This is a genomic window from Acidovorax sp. GW101-3H11 (genome assembly GCF_001633105.1).
GTDB lineage: Bacteria > Pseudomonadota > Gammaproteobacteria > Burkholderiales > Burkholderiaceae_C > Acidovorax.
The window spans coordinates 376,815-392,050 of record NZ_LUKZ01000009.1 but is presented as its reverse complement, the minus strand read 5'-3'; the positions used below and the strand labels follow the sequence as shown (position 1 = coordinate 392,050).

At 67.1% G+C, this 15,236-nt stretch carries 16 protein-coding genes; 7 read left to right on the top strand and 9 right to left on the bottom strand.

All coding sequences use genetic code 11. The features are described 5' to 3' along the window. Positions 1 to 37 precede the first annotated feature (37 nt). The 4 genes from A1D30_RS07825 (at position 38) to A1D30_RS26380 (ending at position 2,894) form a co-directional block, all read left to right on the top strand. Complete coding sequence (locus A1D30_RS07825) at positions 38 to 256, top strand: CsbD family protein (protein ID WP_063460191.1); 219 nt, start codon at positions 38 to 40, stop codon at positions 254 to 256. A gap of 127 nt (positions 257 to 383) precedes the next feature. Continuing rightward, positions 384 to 983: a hypothetical protein gene (locus A1D30_RS07820; protein WP_063460190.1), complete on the top strand. Its 600-nt coding sequence runs from the start codon at positions 384 to 386 to the stop codon at positions 981 to 983. Between the two features lie 173 nt (positions 984 to 1,156). Continuing rightward, positions 1,157 to 1,693: a hemerythrin domain-containing protein gene (locus A1D30_RS07815; protein WP_063460189.1), complete on the top strand. Its 537-nt coding sequence runs from the start codon at positions 1,157 to 1,159 to the stop codon at positions 1,691 to 1,693. A gap of 535 nt (positions 1,694 to 2,228) precedes the next feature. Beyond that, the gene (locus A1D30_RS26380) at positions 2,229 to 2,894 is read left to right on the top strand and encodes a GGDEF domain-containing protein (RefSeq protein WP_242421820.1); all 666 of its coding nucleotides are present in this window, start codon (positions 2,229 to 2,231) and stop codon (positions 2,892 to 2,894) included. A gap of 166 nt (positions 2,895 to 3,060) precedes the next feature. Here the strand turns inward: A1D30_RS26380 and A1D30_RS07805 are convergent, their stop codons facing one another. After that, positions 3,061 to 3,429, bottom strand: a complete 369-nt coding sequence (locus tag A1D30_RS07805) for a hypothetical protein (protein ID WP_063460188.1) — start codon at positions 3,427 to 3,429, stop codon at positions 3,061 to 3,063. Then, positions 3,426 to 4,928 carry a cell envelope integrity protein CreD gene (gene creD / locus A1D30_RS07800; RefSeq protein ID WP_242421864.1) on the bottom strand — a complete coding sequence of 501 codons (1,503 nt, stop codon included), beginning with the start codon at positions 4,926 to 4,928 and terminating at the stop codon, positions 3,426 to 3,428. Before creD ends, A1D30_RS07805 begins: the two co-directional genes overlap by 4 nt. 136 nt (positions 4,929 to 5,064) lie before the next feature. Here creD and A1D30_RS07795 point away from each other — a divergent pair, with 136 nt between their 5' ends. Continuing rightward, the gene (locus A1D30_RS07795; RefSeq protein ID WP_063460186.1) at positions 5,065 to 5,610 is read left to right on the top strand and encodes a hypothetical protein; all 546 of its coding nucleotides are present in this window, start codon (positions 5,065 to 5,067) and stop codon (positions 5,608 to 5,610) included. Here A1D30_RS07795 and creC read toward each other — a convergent pair. From creC to A1D30_RS07770, 5 genes are all read right to left on the bottom strand, one after another. After that, positions 5,607 to 7,073 (bottom strand): two-component system sensor histidine kinase CreC, encoded by a 1,467-nt coding sequence (gene creC, locus A1D30_RS07790; RefSeq protein WP_063460185.1) that lies wholly within the window; start codon positions 7,071 to 7,073, stop codon positions 5,607 to 5,609. The genes A1D30_RS07795 and creC overlap by 4 nt on opposite strands. Positions 7,074 to 7,152: 79 nt before the next feature. Then, the gene (locus A1D30_RS07785; protein WP_131798424.1) at positions 7,153 to 8,544 is read right to left on the bottom strand and encodes a hypothetical protein; all 1,392 of its coding nucleotides are present in this window, start codon (positions 8,542 to 8,544) and stop codon (positions 7,153 to 7,155) included. Between the two features lie 93 nt (positions 8,545 to 8,637). Further along, positions 8,638 to 9,345, bottom strand: a complete 708-nt coding sequence (locus tag A1D30_RS07780) for a winged helix-turn-helix domain-containing protein (RefSeq protein WP_063460183.1) — start codon at positions 9,343 to 9,345, stop codon at positions 8,638 to 8,640. 6 nt (positions 9,346 to 9,351) lie between these two features. Next, entirely contained in the window at positions 9,352 to 9,987 is a 636-nt protein-coding gene (locus A1D30_RS07775) for a MarC family protein (RefSeq protein WP_057228413.1), read from the bottom strand. Between the two features lie 165 nt (positions 9,988 to 10,152). Then, positions 10,153 to 10,899: an SDR family oxidoreductase gene (locus A1D30_RS07770; RefSeq protein WP_063460862.1), complete on the bottom strand. Its 747-nt coding sequence runs from the start codon at positions 10,897 to 10,899 to the stop codon at positions 10,153 to 10,155. Between the two features lie 116 nt (positions 10,900 to 11,015). Here A1D30_RS07770 and A1D30_RS07765 point away from each other — a divergent pair, with 116 nt between their 5' ends. Then, positions 11,016 to 11,705: a dienelactone hydrolase family protein gene (locus tag A1D30_RS07765; protein ID WP_063460182.1), complete on the top strand. Its 690-nt coding sequence runs from the start codon at positions 11,016 to 11,018 to the stop codon at positions 11,703 to 11,705. Between the two features lie 43 nt (positions 11,706 to 11,748). Continuing rightward, positions 11,749 to 12,666, top strand: a complete 918-nt coding sequence (locus A1D30_RS07760) for an amidohydrolase (RefSeq protein WP_242421819.1) — start codon at positions 11,749 to 11,751, stop codon at positions 12,664 to 12,666. Positions 12,667 to 12,830: 164 nt separating this feature from the next. On the opposite strand, the gene A1D30_RS07755 is transcribed toward A1D30_RS07760, so the two are convergent. Then, positions 12,831 to 13,985: a magnesium transporter CorA family protein gene (locus A1D30_RS07755; protein WP_109790929.1), complete on the bottom strand. Its 1,155-nt coding sequence runs from the start codon at positions 13,983 to 13,985 to the stop codon at positions 12,831 to 12,833. 68 nt (positions 13,986 to 14,053) lie between these two features. After that, entirely contained in the window at positions 14,054 to 15,061 is a 1,008-nt protein-coding gene (gene hemB, locus A1D30_RS07750) for a porphobilinogen synthase (RefSeq protein WP_063460181.1), read from the bottom strand. Between the last annotated feature and the right edge of the window lie 175 nt (positions 15,062 to 15,236).

The following is a 15,236-nucleotide window of genomic DNA, read 5'->3' as shown; positions in this document are numbered from 1 at the left end:
GTGGATGGCCAGGGCGAGGTTTTTGAAGGATGCAACCATGAATGAAGACACCATCAAGGGCAATTGGAAGCAGTTCAAGGGCAAGATGATCGAGCAGTGGGGCAAGCTCACCAACGACGACCTGGATGTCATCGACGGCAAGCGTGAGCAGTTCCTGGGCAAGCTGCAGGAGCGCCAGGGCCTGGCCCGCGAAGCGGCCGAAAAGCAGCTCAAGGAATGGCAGGAACGCCACCCGGGCTTCCGCTTCAACGATTGACGGGCGGGGGCTGCACAGCCCGGGTTGTGCAGCCCGCCCATCGCCGCCGCAGCAGCAGCAGGCATGCCCTGCTGCCCGCGCACTGCACTGCACTGCACTGTCTACCCCCGATGCCGAGGAGAACCTCATGCAATTCCCATCCGCACGCACGCTGATCGCCGCCGTGGCCGCCGGTCTGGTGGCTACATCCGCCTTTGCCATGACACCGGCCGAGCACAAGGCCGCCAAGGACAGCATTGAAGCGACCTACAAGGCCGACAAGGAAAAATGCGATGCCCTGACCGCCAACGCCAAGGACATCTGCCAGAAGGAAGCCAAGGGCAAGGAAAAAGTGGCCCAGGCCGAACTGGAAGCCCAGTACAAACCCAGCCCCAGAAACACGCAAAAGGTAGCCGAAGCGCGCGCTGACGCTGCCTACGAAGTCGCCAAGGAAAAATGCGACGACCTCAAGGGCAATGAAAAGGACGTCTGCGAAAAAGACGCCAAGGCCGCCCGCGTGAAGGCCAAGGCCGACGCCAAGGTGGCCGCTGTGCAGGCCAAGCCTGCGGACAATCCGGCCGAGAAGGCGGCCGAGAAGGCGGCCGATGTGGCGCAGGCCCGCAAGGACGCCAACGCAGAAAAGAACGATGCCAACTACCAGGCGGCCAAGGAGCGCTGCGACGCGCTGTCGGGCAACGCCAAGTCGGCCTGTGTGGACGACATCAAGCGCATGTACGGCAAGGGCTGATCACTGCCCCCGCGCAATTTTTCGCACAACGCCCCGCTCTGGCGGGGCTTTTTTGCGTGTGCATGCGGGACTTGCCTGACCTGCATCAATACGCGGTGCCAGGGCGGCTTCTAAGCTGGGCTTTCCATTTTTCCCCATTGTTTTGCTGCCGGACGGCAGAGGGATTGATACCCATGGCCCAACTCGAATGGTCGGACGCGCTGAACCTGGACCTGCCCCTGATGGACGACACCCACCGGGAGTTCGTCGATCTGCTGGCGGTTGTGGCGCAGGCCGACGACGCGCACTTGCAGCCGGCCTGGCAGGCGCTGGTGGAGCACACCGACCAGCACTTCGGCCAGGAAGACGCCTGGATGGCCTCCACCCGTTTTGCCTCGGGCAACTGCCACAGCATGCAGCACCGCGTGGTGCTGCAGGTGATGCGTGAAGGCGCCACACGGGCCGCGCAGGGCGACCTGCAGGTGCTGCGCGTGATGGCCAGCGAACTGGCCCTGTGGTTCCCCCAGCATGCGCAAAGCATGGACGCGGCGCTGGCCCTGCACCTGCGTCGCGTCGGCTTTGACCCCGCCACCGGCGTGGTGCACGCGCCGCAGGCATTGCCCGGTGAGCTGATCCACGGCTGCGGCGGCGCCACTTGCTCGGACGCGGACGCGGGCGAGGAGCCCGTGGCGGACGGCACCCACAACGCGCGGCAGGCCGCAGTGGCCTGAAGTCTCCGGCTGGCTTGCGGGAGCCTTCGCGCATCGCAACTGCGCGAATGGGGGATGTGCGTTGCGCGGCCGCAAGCGTGCTTTTACCCGTGCGCGGGCCCCGCTTGTGTGGCATGCTGCCTTTTCTTTAGGCAAGTGTGGGCGGCATGGCCGCTGTGCTCCATGGCCGCAACCTCTTCCCTCGAAGCACTGGTCGATGACACCGAGCGCCTGCAGGCCCTGCAGCGCTACGGGATTCTCGACACCCCCATGGAGCCCGCCTACGACGAGCTGGCCGAGATTGCGGGCCATGTGTGCGAGGCGCCCGTGGCCCTGGTGAGTTTTGTGGACCGCGACCGCCAGTGGTTCAAGTCGGCGCAAGGGCTGCCCGATCGGGAGACGCCGCTCGACCAGTCCGTGTGCCGTTACGCCATCCGGCAGCCAGATGTGTTCATCGTGCCCGACCTGGCCCAGGACGTGCGGTTTGCGCACTACGGCATCGTGACCCAGAAACACCCGCTGCGCTTTTATGCGGGCGCCCCCCTGGTCACGCCCGATGGCTACGCCCTGGGCACCCTGTGCGCACCGGCCGCGCCAGCTGTCGCCGCGTGCGCAGGAGCTGCTCAGCGCCCTGGCGCGCCAGGTGGTCCGGCTGCTGGAGCTGCACCGCGCCAACGACCGCCAGGGCCAGATGCTGGCCGAGCTGGATGCCGCGCGCCAGCAGATGGCCGTGCTGGCCCATACCGATGTGCTGACCGGGCTGGCCAACCGCCGGTCCTTCACCGAACGCCTGCGGCAAGAGCAGGCCCTGCTGCAGCGGGGCAATGAACCCGCCTGCCTGTTGATGATGGACCTGGACCACTTCAAGCGCATCAACGACGTGCATGGCCACCATGTGGGTGACCAGGCGCTGCAGCTGTTTGCCGACCTGTGCCGCAGTGTGTTCCGGGCCTCCGACGTGGTCGGGCGCTGGGGCGGCGAGGAGTTTCTGGCCCTGCTGCCCGCCACCGGGCTGGAGCAGGCCCAGGCCGTGGCGCAGCGTGTGCATGCTGCGCTGGCCGAGCAGCCCCTGCCCGGCATCGAGCCCCCGCACCGGCTGTCGGTCAGCATGGGGCTGACGCTGTTTGACCCGCTGCGCCCGCTCGACGTGACCCTGCGCCTGCTCGATTCCGCGGTGTACACCGCCAAGCGGGAGGGCCGCAGTCGCACCGTGGCGGTGTAGAGACATAGATTGCTCATTTATTAATAGCTATCTATGCATTTTGGATAAGCGGTAAGCCCCTTTTTGACCATTGTTTTTGAGGTTGCAAGACGTATAAAAGCCCGGCATGTCCAGGCGGGCATGCCGGGCTCTGCCACGCGGGCGCGGGTCAAAGGCCTTCAGTCTCTCAGCACCCGGGGCTGCGTGGCAGCAACAGTGCCGCCATGCGCCACGACAGATCGCGCAGCGCGCGGCGCAGGGCGGGCGACGGCGCTGCGGCTGCACTGGCCGAGCCCGGTGTCTCGCGGGGGCAGAAGGCCGCCTCCAGCACCTGCTGCTTGGCGCTGACCAGCGCCACCCGGTCCCGGGCGCGCAGCGCGCTCATCAGCTGGTCGCGGTGGCGCTGCACGCGGGCGGCCTCGGCCGCCGTCAGCGTCGTCGCCAATGCCGCCGGGGTGAGGGGGCCCGCGTCCCCCGGGCCCTGGGCCAGGTGCGCGGCCCAGGTGCGAGGGGCTGGCGGGGTACCGGGCTGCGGGCCCAGGGTGCCGGGTGTCATGCGGCCTCCGCGCGGGGGGTGACAGGGCGGGCCGGTGTGGCGGGCACAGCAGGCGCGGCTGGTGTGGGTGGCATGGGCGAGGTGGGCGGTGTGGACGGTGGCTTGGGCGGCATGGGGCGGCCCGGCGTGCCGCCGTTCTGCGACAGCCCGTACCAGTTCACCTTGCGCGTCAGCACCATCACCGCCGCCAGCACCAGGAAGAGTGCAATCGCGCCCACCACCAGCGCCGTCTGCTCCAGCTGCAGCAGCACATACAGCAGGCCATACAGCAGCGCAATGCCCGCCCCCAGCGGAATACCCCGCGCCAGGCTGCCCAGCATGTGGCTGGCGTAATAGGCCAGCAGCAGCACACAGGCCGTGGCCGCCACCGCGTACGAGATGCCAAACGGCAGGTGCTCCGACAGGCTCACCAGCAGCAGGAAGAAGCTGCACAGCGCGCTGCCCACCAGCAGGTACTGCACCGGGTGCACGCGCAGCTTTTTCATCAGCTCGAACAGGCCCACGGCCACAAAGGTGAGCGCAATGAACAACACGCCGTATTTGGTGGCGCGGTCTGAGAGGGAATAGGGGTTCACCGGGTCGATGAAGGCCACGCTGAAACTGTCGGCGCAGTCGCCCGGGCTGCTGCCGGGTGCATTGCCGATGCCGTCTTCTGCACCCGCCAGGCACACGCGCTTGCCACTGGCCACATCGGCCTGCGCCGTGGTGGCCAGCGACGACAGGCGCCACTGGGCCGAGAAGCCGGTTTTCTTGACCTCACGCTCCGACGGCAGAAAGCGCCCTGCGAACGACGGGTGGGGCCAGCTGCTGGTCATCAGCACCTCGGTGTTGCCCCCCAGCGGGACGATGCCCAGGCGCTCCGTGCCCACCAGCTCCAGGTCCAGCGTGGCCGTGAGGCCGTCGGCCTTGCCACGCACCGACTCCGGCAGCATCGCGTGCAGGCCCCGGCTGTAGGTGGGGTGAAAGGTGCCGGGTTTGAGGGCCATGGCCTGGTCGCCCAGCGTGAGCTGCGCGGTGCGGATGCCGCGCGCATCGCCCACCGCCATCATCACCACGGGGGCGCCACACACCATGCGCGAATTCTTCATGGTGGTTTGTGGCAGCAGGCTGGTGAGCGGCCCCCACTGCGCCGTCACATGGGCCTTGAGGTTGTAGGTGTTCACCTTGTGCAGGCCGCGTGCGCGTTCTTCCATCGCGGCGCCGGTGCTGAGCTTGAGCTGCTCGGGCATGGCCGTGAGCAAAAACTCGCGGCGCTGCTCCACCATGCGGCGCTCGTCGCCCTTGCCGGTCTCCACCTCCCAGCTCTCCACGCAGGCGCTGTGGATCATGGGGCCCATCAGCGTCTGCGGCCCGGCCAGGCTCTCGGCCACGCTTTGTGCGGTGATGCTGCGGTAGCGCAGCCGGTCGCGCACCACATCTTCGATCAGCCCGAGGCCAAAAAGCAGCAGCACGGTGATGGCGGCCAGCGCCGCCAGTTTGGTGAACAAGGGGTGTTTCAGCAAAAGATCCTCCACAAGTGAATGTTGTGGGAGCAGTGTTGTGGCGCGCTGTGAGGGCGCTATGAAGTTTGTGAGGTGGGTGTGAAGTGGGGCGCTGGCAGAATGGGTCCTCTTCAGTCGCCGCAAGAGGATCACCATGCGAAGAGCTTCCCGGTTCATGCCCAAGGCTCAGCGCCCCGCTATACCGTGGCGCGGGCGCATCTTCATGGCCGTCGCTGTATTGGCGCTGCTGTGCTCATTACTGCTCGTCTTGTGGGCCTATCCCGTCACGGTGTGCTCGATAGCAGTTGCGATCTGGGCCCTGGTTGCCATAGAGGAGCGACAGCAGGGCAAGCGTCTGGTGCAACGGCTGCAGACGCGTTCGGGAGAGTCCATTTGCCAATTTGCCCGTGCTATCGACTGTCGCCAGGTGGATACCTGGGTCGTTCGATCGGTTTATGAGGAGCTTCAGCGCTATTACTCGGAAAAATGGGCGCTGCCGTTGCGAGTGACAGACCGTCTGGAGGAGGACCTGCAATTGGAGTCCGAAGACCTGGACCATGTCTTAGTGGATATGGCGCAGCGCGCTGGCCGCAACCTCTCTGACACGCGGACCAATCCCTTTTACGACAAGGTCAACACCGTGGGTGACCTCGTGCACTTCCTGAATGCCCAGCCCCGCCTCAAGGTGGCGGCCGCTTAGGAGCCCCGAAACACCAGCTCCACCCGCAGCCCCGGCGCCGTGTTTCGCGCCACCATCTGCCCCCCATGCAGCGCCATCACGCGCTGCACAATCGCCAGCCCCAGGCCCGATCCGCTGCGCTCGCCACCCGGCCGCGCGGTGGTGAAGAAGCGCTCGCCCAGGCGCGGCAGCGCGTAGTCGGGCACGCCGGGGCCGCTGTCCTGCACGGCCACCGTGGCGCCGTCCAGCTCCACCCGCACCGTGCTGCCTGCGGGCGCAAAGTCGATCGCGTTGTCCAGCAGATTGGTCAGCGCCAGCGTCACCAGCTCCGCCTCCCACGGGCCGCTGGTGCCGTGGCCTTCCAGCGCCAGGCTGATGCCGCGCTGCCCCGCGCGGGCGCGGGTCTGGGCAATGGCGGCCTCGGCGCAGTCGTGCAGCGCCACGGGCCCGCGGCCTTCGGCGTGCTGGCGCTGTTCCAGCTTGGACAGCTCCAGCAGCCGGTCGATGATGCGCTGCAGGCGCTCGCTTTGCTGTACCACCTGGGTCGCAAACTCGGCGCGGTCGGCGGCGGGCAGCTCGTCCTGCAGCAGCTCGCCCGCGCCCCTTATGGCGGCCACGGGGCTTTTGAGTTCGTGCGTGAGCGCGCGCACATAGCCCTCGATGTAGTCGCGCCCCTCCAGCCGCGCGCGCATGCGGTCCATGGCGCGGGCCAGGTCGCCCAGCTCGCCGGGCACCTCGGGCACGGCCAGGGCCGGGGTGGGCGGAAGGTTCGGATCGTGGCGTTCGCCATCGGCGGGGCCCTGCACGCTCAGGGCGTAGTCGCGCAGGCGGCGCACGTTCCACACCATCCACAGCGTCACCGCCACACCCACGGCCGCCGAGAGCGCCAGCAGCAACAGCCCGCCCATGAACACCTTGCGCTCGGCCCGGTCGATGAAGCGCTGCACCGTGCGCGTGGGCTTGGCCACGGTGAGTACGCCCGCGATCTGGCTGTTCACGTAGATGGGTGCGGCCACATGCATCACGCCGCTGGTGTCGTCGTCCTCCACATCGCGGGTGGAGCGCGCGCCGTACTCGCCGCGCAGCGTGCGCGCCACGTCGCGCCACCGCGAATAATCGGCACCGATGGCGCGGTTTTCCGAGTCGAACAGCACGCGCCCCGTGGTGTCGGTCACATAGATGCGGTAGTCGAGCGACTGCTTGGAAAAGCCCCAGATGGCCGCATCAACGGGCCGCGTGGCGTAGCGCCGTACATGCTGGGCAAACGGGCTGGTGCTGCTGTTGTTGGCCTGTGCCGCCAGCCGCCCGGCGGCCAGGTCCTCGCTGGCCAGCTCGGCCAGGATGTTGGCCGTGTCCACCATCATGTCCTCCATCACCTCGCGCACGCTGGGCTTGATCTCGGCCATGAACACGCGCAGCACAAAAAACGCGGCGATGCCGTTGATGAGGAAGAAGGCGAACAGCAGGCGGATGCCGAGGCGCATGGATCAGCGGGCCTCTCTATAAAAACAGTAGCTGCAAAAGATTGCTGGGCGCGCGCAGACGGCGGATTTCATGCCTTTTTTACCCCCGCAGGCGAACGCGGTAGGTCGAGGACCGGCCAGGGTTCTGGTTCTGCTTCTCGCGGCCTTCAAACACCAGGCTGCGGGTGGCTGCGTCCCATTGCATCGGCTCCAGGGTGTAGGGGTTGCGCAGCGCCTCGGGTGACTGTGCTAGCCACGCGGGCATGTCGGGCGGGGCGACCTGTTCTGTGGCGGCGCGGTGCTGCAGGAGGACAAGGCGGCGATAGCCGCTCATGTCTGTCACTCGTTGGGCGTACCCCTGGTAACTGGGCGCCGTGATCGCCGCCAGACAAGTACCCGTGACATTGCGCAAGCGTTTCCAGGGCAGACACGCTCCATCATCTTCCAGTTGCTGCATGAGACTGGAAAAAGCAGCGTCCTGCTTTTGGGCGGGCATTCCGCCAATGGCTTGCACCTCCTGCAGGTAGTCGAGCGAGAGATTGAGCGTCTGTCCGGGTAAGTAGGCCCAATTGCTCGCTTTGTTCAAGAGGCGTTGCCACCATGTGGGGGGTGCGTCCCATGGACTGGTGAACAAATCAACGGTTTTGTACATATAAAAACCGCTGGCAACAAAACGCATTTCCCCCTCCATGGCTGACCCCAAGGACTCGGTCGGCACGGAAAGAAGTTCTTCGATCGCTGTGGACACAGCCGCAGGTGTTAGCGATGCTGTTTGTGCGCTCGCATCGCTGAACCATCGCAGTTCGCGGTGCTGCATGGCCAGTGTGATCATGGACGCAATCAGGCTGTTGGAGGTGCTTGCCATACGGCTACGTAGTTGGGCGGCCTGGCGGGCGATGTCCACGGCCTGTTGCGGCTGCCCGTGCATCCATTCCAACGCGGCCTGGGCCAGCAAAAGTTCATGGGCGCGTACCAGGAGCGCATAGGGCGGGAATTCGGCCAGCAGGTAAAAAGGGGCGGGGTTGCTGAACTGCGGGGCACCGGCCGCTGCCGCCAGCCGTTGCAGCAGGGCCTGGTGGGTTTTTGCCAAGGCCTGCACTTCATCGCCATGCTTCACAAACCAGGCAAAACAATCCGGTTCGCCGACTGGGCAACGCAGCCGGTCGGGCAGTACGTCACCCAAGGTGGCCTCGGCTGTGATGGATGGAGGCATCCCTTCCTGCCGGTCGCCATGGGCCTCCACCCAGCGCCTGCGCTCAATCTCTCGCGCCAGGCGCTGGCGGCCCAGTGCGATGGCGTCACCGATGGCATCGCCACCGGCAGGTGCGTCCAGCCCCATGAGGATCAGATAGCCGTTGCCGTCCAGGGCTTGCTCGGTGGGCGGCGTGTACTGCAGCGCGCGCTGGGCCGCCTCGGTCAAGGCATCGTCGTTCCAGTTGGCAATGACCAGTGCGGCCAGCCACACGGCTACCAAACCCCCCAGGGCCAGCATCAGCCAGCCCAGTGCTTTCAGGCAACGGCGCAAGTACTTCATAAAAAAGATAGCTATGAACCCAATCTGGACGAGCGCAGAAGCCGGTTTTTACTACACATCCAGGCAATACCCCATGCCCCGGTGCGTGCTGATGTATTCGCGCGCCGGGTCCACCTCGCGCAGCTTGGCGCGCAGGGTCTTGATGTGGGTGTCCACCGTGCGGTCGGTGCTTTCGCTGTCGTCGCCCCAGGCGGCGGCCAGCAGGGCGTCGCGCGAATGGATGCGGCCTGCGCCGCGCAGCAGGTGGGACAGCAGGCGGTATTCGCGCCGGGTCAGCGGCAGGGCCTGGCCGCGCAGGCTGATGCGCTGGCCAGTCTCGTCGTCGTGGAACAGCGCGGTGGCCGAGGCGGCGGGTGCTGCGGCAGGGTGGCCATTACCGTTCCCGTGGCCCGCCCGGCGCAGCAGCGCCTTCACGCGGGCCGCCAGCTCGCGCGGGCTGAAGGGTTTGGTGAGGTAGTCGTCGGCACCCAGCTCCAGGCCCAGCACGCGGTCGATCTCTTCGCCGTGGGCGCTGAGCATCAGCACGGGCAGGGCGGCGGTGGGCGCGGCATTGCGCACGTCGCGCAGCAGGTCCAGCCCGCTGCCGTCGGGCAGGCCCACGTCCAGCACCAGCAGGTCAAAACGCGTGCGCTGCAGCTGCTGGCGCGCGTCGTGCACCAGCAGGCTGTGCGTCACGGCCAGGCCGTCGCGCTCCAGCGCATAGGCCACGGTGCGGGCGATGGCGGGGTCGTCTTCGAGCAGCAGCAGGCGGGCAGACATGGACGGTCAGCGCGCGATCAGTACGGGGAAAATCTTGCCCAGCCCGTCCGCCATCACCTCCACCGCCAGCGCGGCCAGGATCAGGCCCATCAGGCGGGTCATCACGTTGATGCCGGTCTTGCCCAGCACGCGCGCAATCGGGTCGGCCAGCGAAAAACACACGGCGGTGGCCAGCGCGATGACCACGCCGTAGCCCACCAGGGTGGCGGTCTGCCACACGCCCTGGGCGCGGTCGGCATAGATCACCACGGTGGACATGCTGGCCGGGCCAGTGAGCAGCGGGATGGTGAGTGGCACCACGGCAATGCTGCTGCCCGCTGCGGCTTTCTCTGCCCCTTCTTCGTATTCGTTGGTGCTGGGCTTGGCCTCGGCGGGCTGGGCGTTGAGCATGTTCATCGCGCTGATGAGCAGCAGCATGCCGCCACCCACCTGAAAGCTCTGCAGCGAGATGTTGAAAAAATCCAGAATCTGCAGCCCCAGCAGCGCGCAGGCCGCAATCACGCAGAACACGCTGAAGCTGGCCACCCGGATGGTGCGGCGCCGCTGCGCGTACGAAAAGCCCTGGGTGTAGTGGATGAAGAACGGGACGATGGCCAGCGGGTTCACGATGGCCAGCAAGGTAATGAGGGGTTTCAAGTCCATATCAGTTCTCCATTCTGTTGTGTGCTCATAGCCGTTGAAACTGTCACGGCAAAGGCCAGTGCCCCCGCGCAAGGGCCGCTCCGCCGCGCTGGGGGCGTCCCCCGCCCGCATCGCGCAGCGAAGCGAGAGAGGGGGAAGGCGCGAAGCGACTCAGGGGGGGCTTCATTACCTTCCTCCAGAGACTTCGAGCAATGACATGGTGGTGTACGGCGAAGCATCCGACATCAGCCACACGATGGCCTCGGCTACTTCTTCGGCCGTGCCGCCGCGCAACATGGGTACCTGGTGGGCCAGGTCGCGTACGCGGTCGGGCAGGCCGCCGCTGGCGTGGATGTCGGTTTCGATGAGACCGGGGCGCACGGCGTTCACGCGGATGCCTTCGGCAGCCACCTCGCGCGCCAGGCCGATGGTGAAGGTGTCGATGGCGCCCTTGGCCGCCGCGTAGTCCACATACTGGTGGGCCGAGCCCAGCCGGGATGCGGCGCTGGAGACGTTGACGATGCTGCCGCCCTTGCCGCCGTGTTTCGTGCTCATGCGGCGCACGGCCTCGCGGGCGCAGACAAAGCTGCCGATCACGTTGACGTCGAACATGCGGCGCAGGCGCGCCACGCTCATTTCGTCCACCCGCTGGGTGGTGTCCACCACGCCCGCGTTGTTTACCAGCGCGGTGATGCGGCCCAGTTGCGCGTCGATGGTGGCAAACATGGTCAGCACCTGGGCCTCGTCGGCCACATCGGCCTGCACGGCCAGCGCGGTGCCGCCTGCGGCGCGGATCTGCTGCACCACCGCATCGGCGGCGGCCTGGTTGCCCTGGTAGTTCACCGCCACCGCCCAGCCCTGGCGTGCCGCCAGCAGGGCGGTAGCGGCGCCAATGCCTCGGCTGGCACCGGTGATTAAGGCGATCTTGTCCATGAAATCGGGGTCTCCTGCAAGAATGGCGCATTGGAACAGGTTCTGGGTGCTGCGGGCAGCGGTTTGCTGCAGGCACACCGCCACTCCAGCGCATTTTTTATCAAGGAGATTGCAGCATGGGACAGTTTGTCGATCTGACCTCGGGTGACGGTTTTGTGTTTCCGGCCTGGGTGGCCCAGCCTGACGCCGCACCGCGCGGCGCCGTGGTGGTGCTGCAGGAGATTTTTGGCGTGAACTCCCACATCCGCGCCGTGGCCGACCGCTTTGCGGCGCGGGGCTACCTGGCGGTGGCGCCTTCCACCTTCCACCGCGTGAAGCCCGGCGTGGAGCTGGGCTACACCGGCGACGACATGCAGGCCGGCATGGGCCTGAAGGCTGCCGTGGAGGCGCTGCCCGCCCCAGGCGTGATGCCCGACATCCAGGCCGCCATCGACTACGCCGCCGCGCAAAGCGGCCGCAAGGTGGGCATCGTGGGCTTTTGCTGGGGCGGGCTGCTCACCTGGCGCGCCGCCTGCACGCTCAATGGCCTCTCGGCCGCCGTGCCTTACTACGGCGGTGGCATGACCAGCCCCGACGAAGCCGCGCGCCAGCCGCGCGTGCCCGTGCTGGCCCACTTTGGCGAGCGCGACCACTGGATCCCCGTGGACAGCGTGCAGGCCTTTGCCCGCGCCCAGCCGGGTGCCGAGGTGCACATCTACGCCGCCGACCATGGCTTCAACTGCGATCAGCGCGGCAGCTACGACGAGCCGGCGGCCATGACCGCGCGCGACCGCACGCTGGCGTTCTTCGACAAGCACCTAGCCTGAGACAACCAACACCCACCTACCAACGCATCTACCGGGGGCTGTCATGGAAAAATTCAAGCTTTTTAGGCCCCTGCCGCCCGTCCAGAAAGCGCTGATAGCTATATTTTTGATAGCAATTGGCGCCAGCGTCCGCGCCGCCGACTACACGGGCCCCCTGTTCGACGCGCACCTGCACTACAACGAGGAGGCCTGGGACGGCAAAACCGGCCCCCACCCGCCCGCCGATGTGCTGGCCCGCATGAAGGCCAGCGGTGTGCGCGCCATCGTGGCCAATTCGCGGCCCAACGCGGGTTCGCTCACGCTGGCGGGCCTGCCGCAGACGCGCGAGGCAGGGGTCACCGTCGTGCCCTTTGTGCGGCTGTACCGCAACCGGGCCGACTACACCGGCTGGTTTGCCGACGAGAGCATCTACACCATGGTGCAGACCGAGCTGGCGCGCGGCACGGCGGCCGGGCCCTACCGGGGCATTGGCGAGTTCCACCTGTACGACAGCGCCAATGCCAACGGCCCCGTGGCCCAGAAACTCATGGCCCTGGCCGAAGAGCGCGACCTGGTGGTGCTGGCCCATGTGGACGATGTGGCCATCGACCTGCTCATGGCCCACACGCCGTCGAAGGGCCAGAAGGCACGCCTGATCTGGGCCCACACCGGCATCGGCGGCGCGCCGGTGGAGCGGGTGGATGCGCTGATGGCCCGCTACCCCGGCCTGGTGGGCGAACTCTCGTACCGCCCTGGCCTGGTGTGTGACGACAACCAGCTGTGCCCCGCCTGGCGCGCCCTGCTACTCAAGTACCCCACGCGTTTCGTGATCGGCTCGGACACCTGGGTCAACCAGCGCTGGCAGCACTACGAAAGCCTGATGCAGGGCTACCGCCAGTGGCTGGGCGGCCTGCCTGCCGACGTGGCGCGCAAGGTGGCGTGGGACAACGGGGCGGGGTTGTTTGGGGTGGCCAGGCCATAAGGCACTGGAACTTGTGACTTTGCGGCGGCGTCCTTTAATACTGGCGCTGACCCAGGTCAGGGATGCCGAGCAAGGGCCGCCCCGAAGCGAGGGCATCGTCCCCCTTCCCGAACTGCTCAGCAGTTCGAGAGAAGGGGGAAGCGGCGCAGCCGCTCAGGGGGTTGTCACCTCGTCCTCGCCAGATACCGCTTGCGCCAGAACAGCAGCACCAGCGACAGGGCGATGAACACCATCGACCCCAGCGCCCACCAGAAGCCATCGGCCTTGTGGATCAGCGGCAGAAACTCGAAGTTCATGCCAAAAATCCCCGCGATCAGGTTCAGCGGCAGGAACACGGCGGTGAGCGCGGTGAGCGTGCGCATGATGTCGTTGGTGCGGTTGCTCTGCACCGAAAAATGCATCTGCACGGCGGTTTCGGTGCTTTGCTCCAGCCGCCGCACGTGGTGCACCACACGCTCGATGTGCTCCAGCACGTCGCGGCTGCGCACCTTGAGCAGGTCCAGCTCGCGCAGGCCGGCCGGGGTGTCGGGCAGGGTCCAGGTTTCCAGCGCGTCGATCCAGTCCTGCACGGCAGTGCGCTGGTCTTCGCAGATCTCGTCGAGCATGTGCAGGGACAGGCGCGCTTCGAGCAGCGAGTTCCAGTTGACGTAGCGCGCGCGGGGTTTGAGCAGCTCGGTCTGCCAGTGGTCCAGCTGGCGCGTGAGTTCACGGCGCAGGTCCAGGTAGCCGTCCACCATCTGGTTGACCACGCGCAGCATGAGGTCGGCCGGGCTGGTGGGCACGCGGGCACCGGCCGCCGGGTTGCTGCGGCCCTCGCCGTTGGTGCTGGCGGCGGGCGCCGAGGCCAGCAACCGCGTGGCATAGGCATCGCGCACGGCGCAGTCGCTGGGGTGCACGGTCAGCAGCAGCTGGTCGAACACGGCAAAACCCACGGGGCTGGTGTCGATGCGGCGCAGCACGGGCGGGCCGCTGCGGCGCGCGGGGCTCTCTGCCGGGGCCACAGGCGCAGGCGCAGGAACTGGTGCCGGGGGCTGGGCCGCCCCGTCGCCCTGCGCCGTGGCCAGGCGGCGGAACACCAGCAGGTCGTACTGCGAGGTGTAGTCGTAGTGCGAGGGCAGCTGCGCGTTGAGCAGGTCGGACACATGCAGGTCCACCAGCTGCAGCCCCACCAGGGCCTGCAGGCTCGCCTGGATCTCGGTCAGCTGCGCCTGGAACACCGGGCGCGCGCAGGCGATCCAGACAAAACCCTGGGCGGGCATCTGTGCGGGCAGCTCGGCCAGCTCCTGCACGCCGCCGCTGTGGATGTGAAAGATGCGCATGAACAACAAGGCCCCGGATTTGTGCTCAAAAATGGCTTCTGCGCGCGCTGGGTAAGCGCGGGTAGCTATTATTTTTGAAGTTTCCGGGCCACGTCGCGCGCAAAGTAGGTCAGCACGCCATCGGCGCCTGCGCGCTTGAAGGCCAGCAGGCTTTCCATCATCACGGCGTCGTGGTCCAGCCAGCCGTTGGCGGCGGCGGCCTTGATCATGGCGTACTCGCCGCTGACCTGGTAGGCGAAGGTGGGCACCTTGAACTCGTCCTTCACGCGGCGCACGATGTCCAGGTAGGGCATGCCGGGTTTGACCATCACCATGTCGGCGCCTTCGGCGATGTCGATGGCCACCTCGCGCAGCGCCTCGTCGCTGTTGCCCGGGTCCATCTGGTAGACGTTCTTGTCGGCCTTGCCCAGGGCGCCGCGCGTGCCCACCGCGTCGCGGAAGGGGCCGTAGAAGGCGCTCGCGTACTTGGCGCTGTAGGCCATGATGCGGGTGTGGATGTGGCCCTGCACCTCCAGCGCCTCGCGGATCGCGCCGATGCGCCCGTCCATCATGTCGCTGGGCGCGACGATGTCCACGCCCGCCTCGGCATGCGTGAGCGCCTGCCCGGTGAGGATCTCCACCGTCTCGTCGTTGATGATGTAGCCGGTCTCGTCCAGCACACCGTCCTGGCCGTGGCTGGTGTACGGGTCCAGCGCCACGTCGGTCATCACGCCCAGGTCGGGAAACTCCTTCTTCAGCGCCCGCACCACGCGCGGGATCAGGCCGTCGGGGTTCAGGGCTTCCTTGCCGTCCGGCGTCTTGAGCGCCGGGTCGATCGCCGGGAACAGCGCCAGCACCGGGATGCCCAGCTTCACACAGTCCTCGGCCACGGGCAGCAGCAGGTCCAGGCTCAGGCGCTCCACGCCCGGCATCGATGCAATGGCCTCGCTGCGGCCCTGGCCCTCGTGCACGAACACGGGGTAGATCAGGTCGTCGGCGGTGACCAGGTTCTCGCGCACCAGGCGGCGGGTGAAGGCGTCGCGGCGCAGGCGGCGGGGGCGGTTCTGGGGGAAGGGGGCGGGGCTTTGGAGGTGCATCTTGTGGATTATGAAGCCCCCCCTGTGCCGCTGCGCGGCTTCCCCCCGAGGGGGACGCACCCGCTGGACCGGCGAAGCCGGATCCACGGGTGCGCTGGGAGCGCCGGGCCAGGTGCGTGCCGGTTGCACATGCTCCATGTGGCCGTGCCAGCGTCGGGATATGCCGCTTGTAACA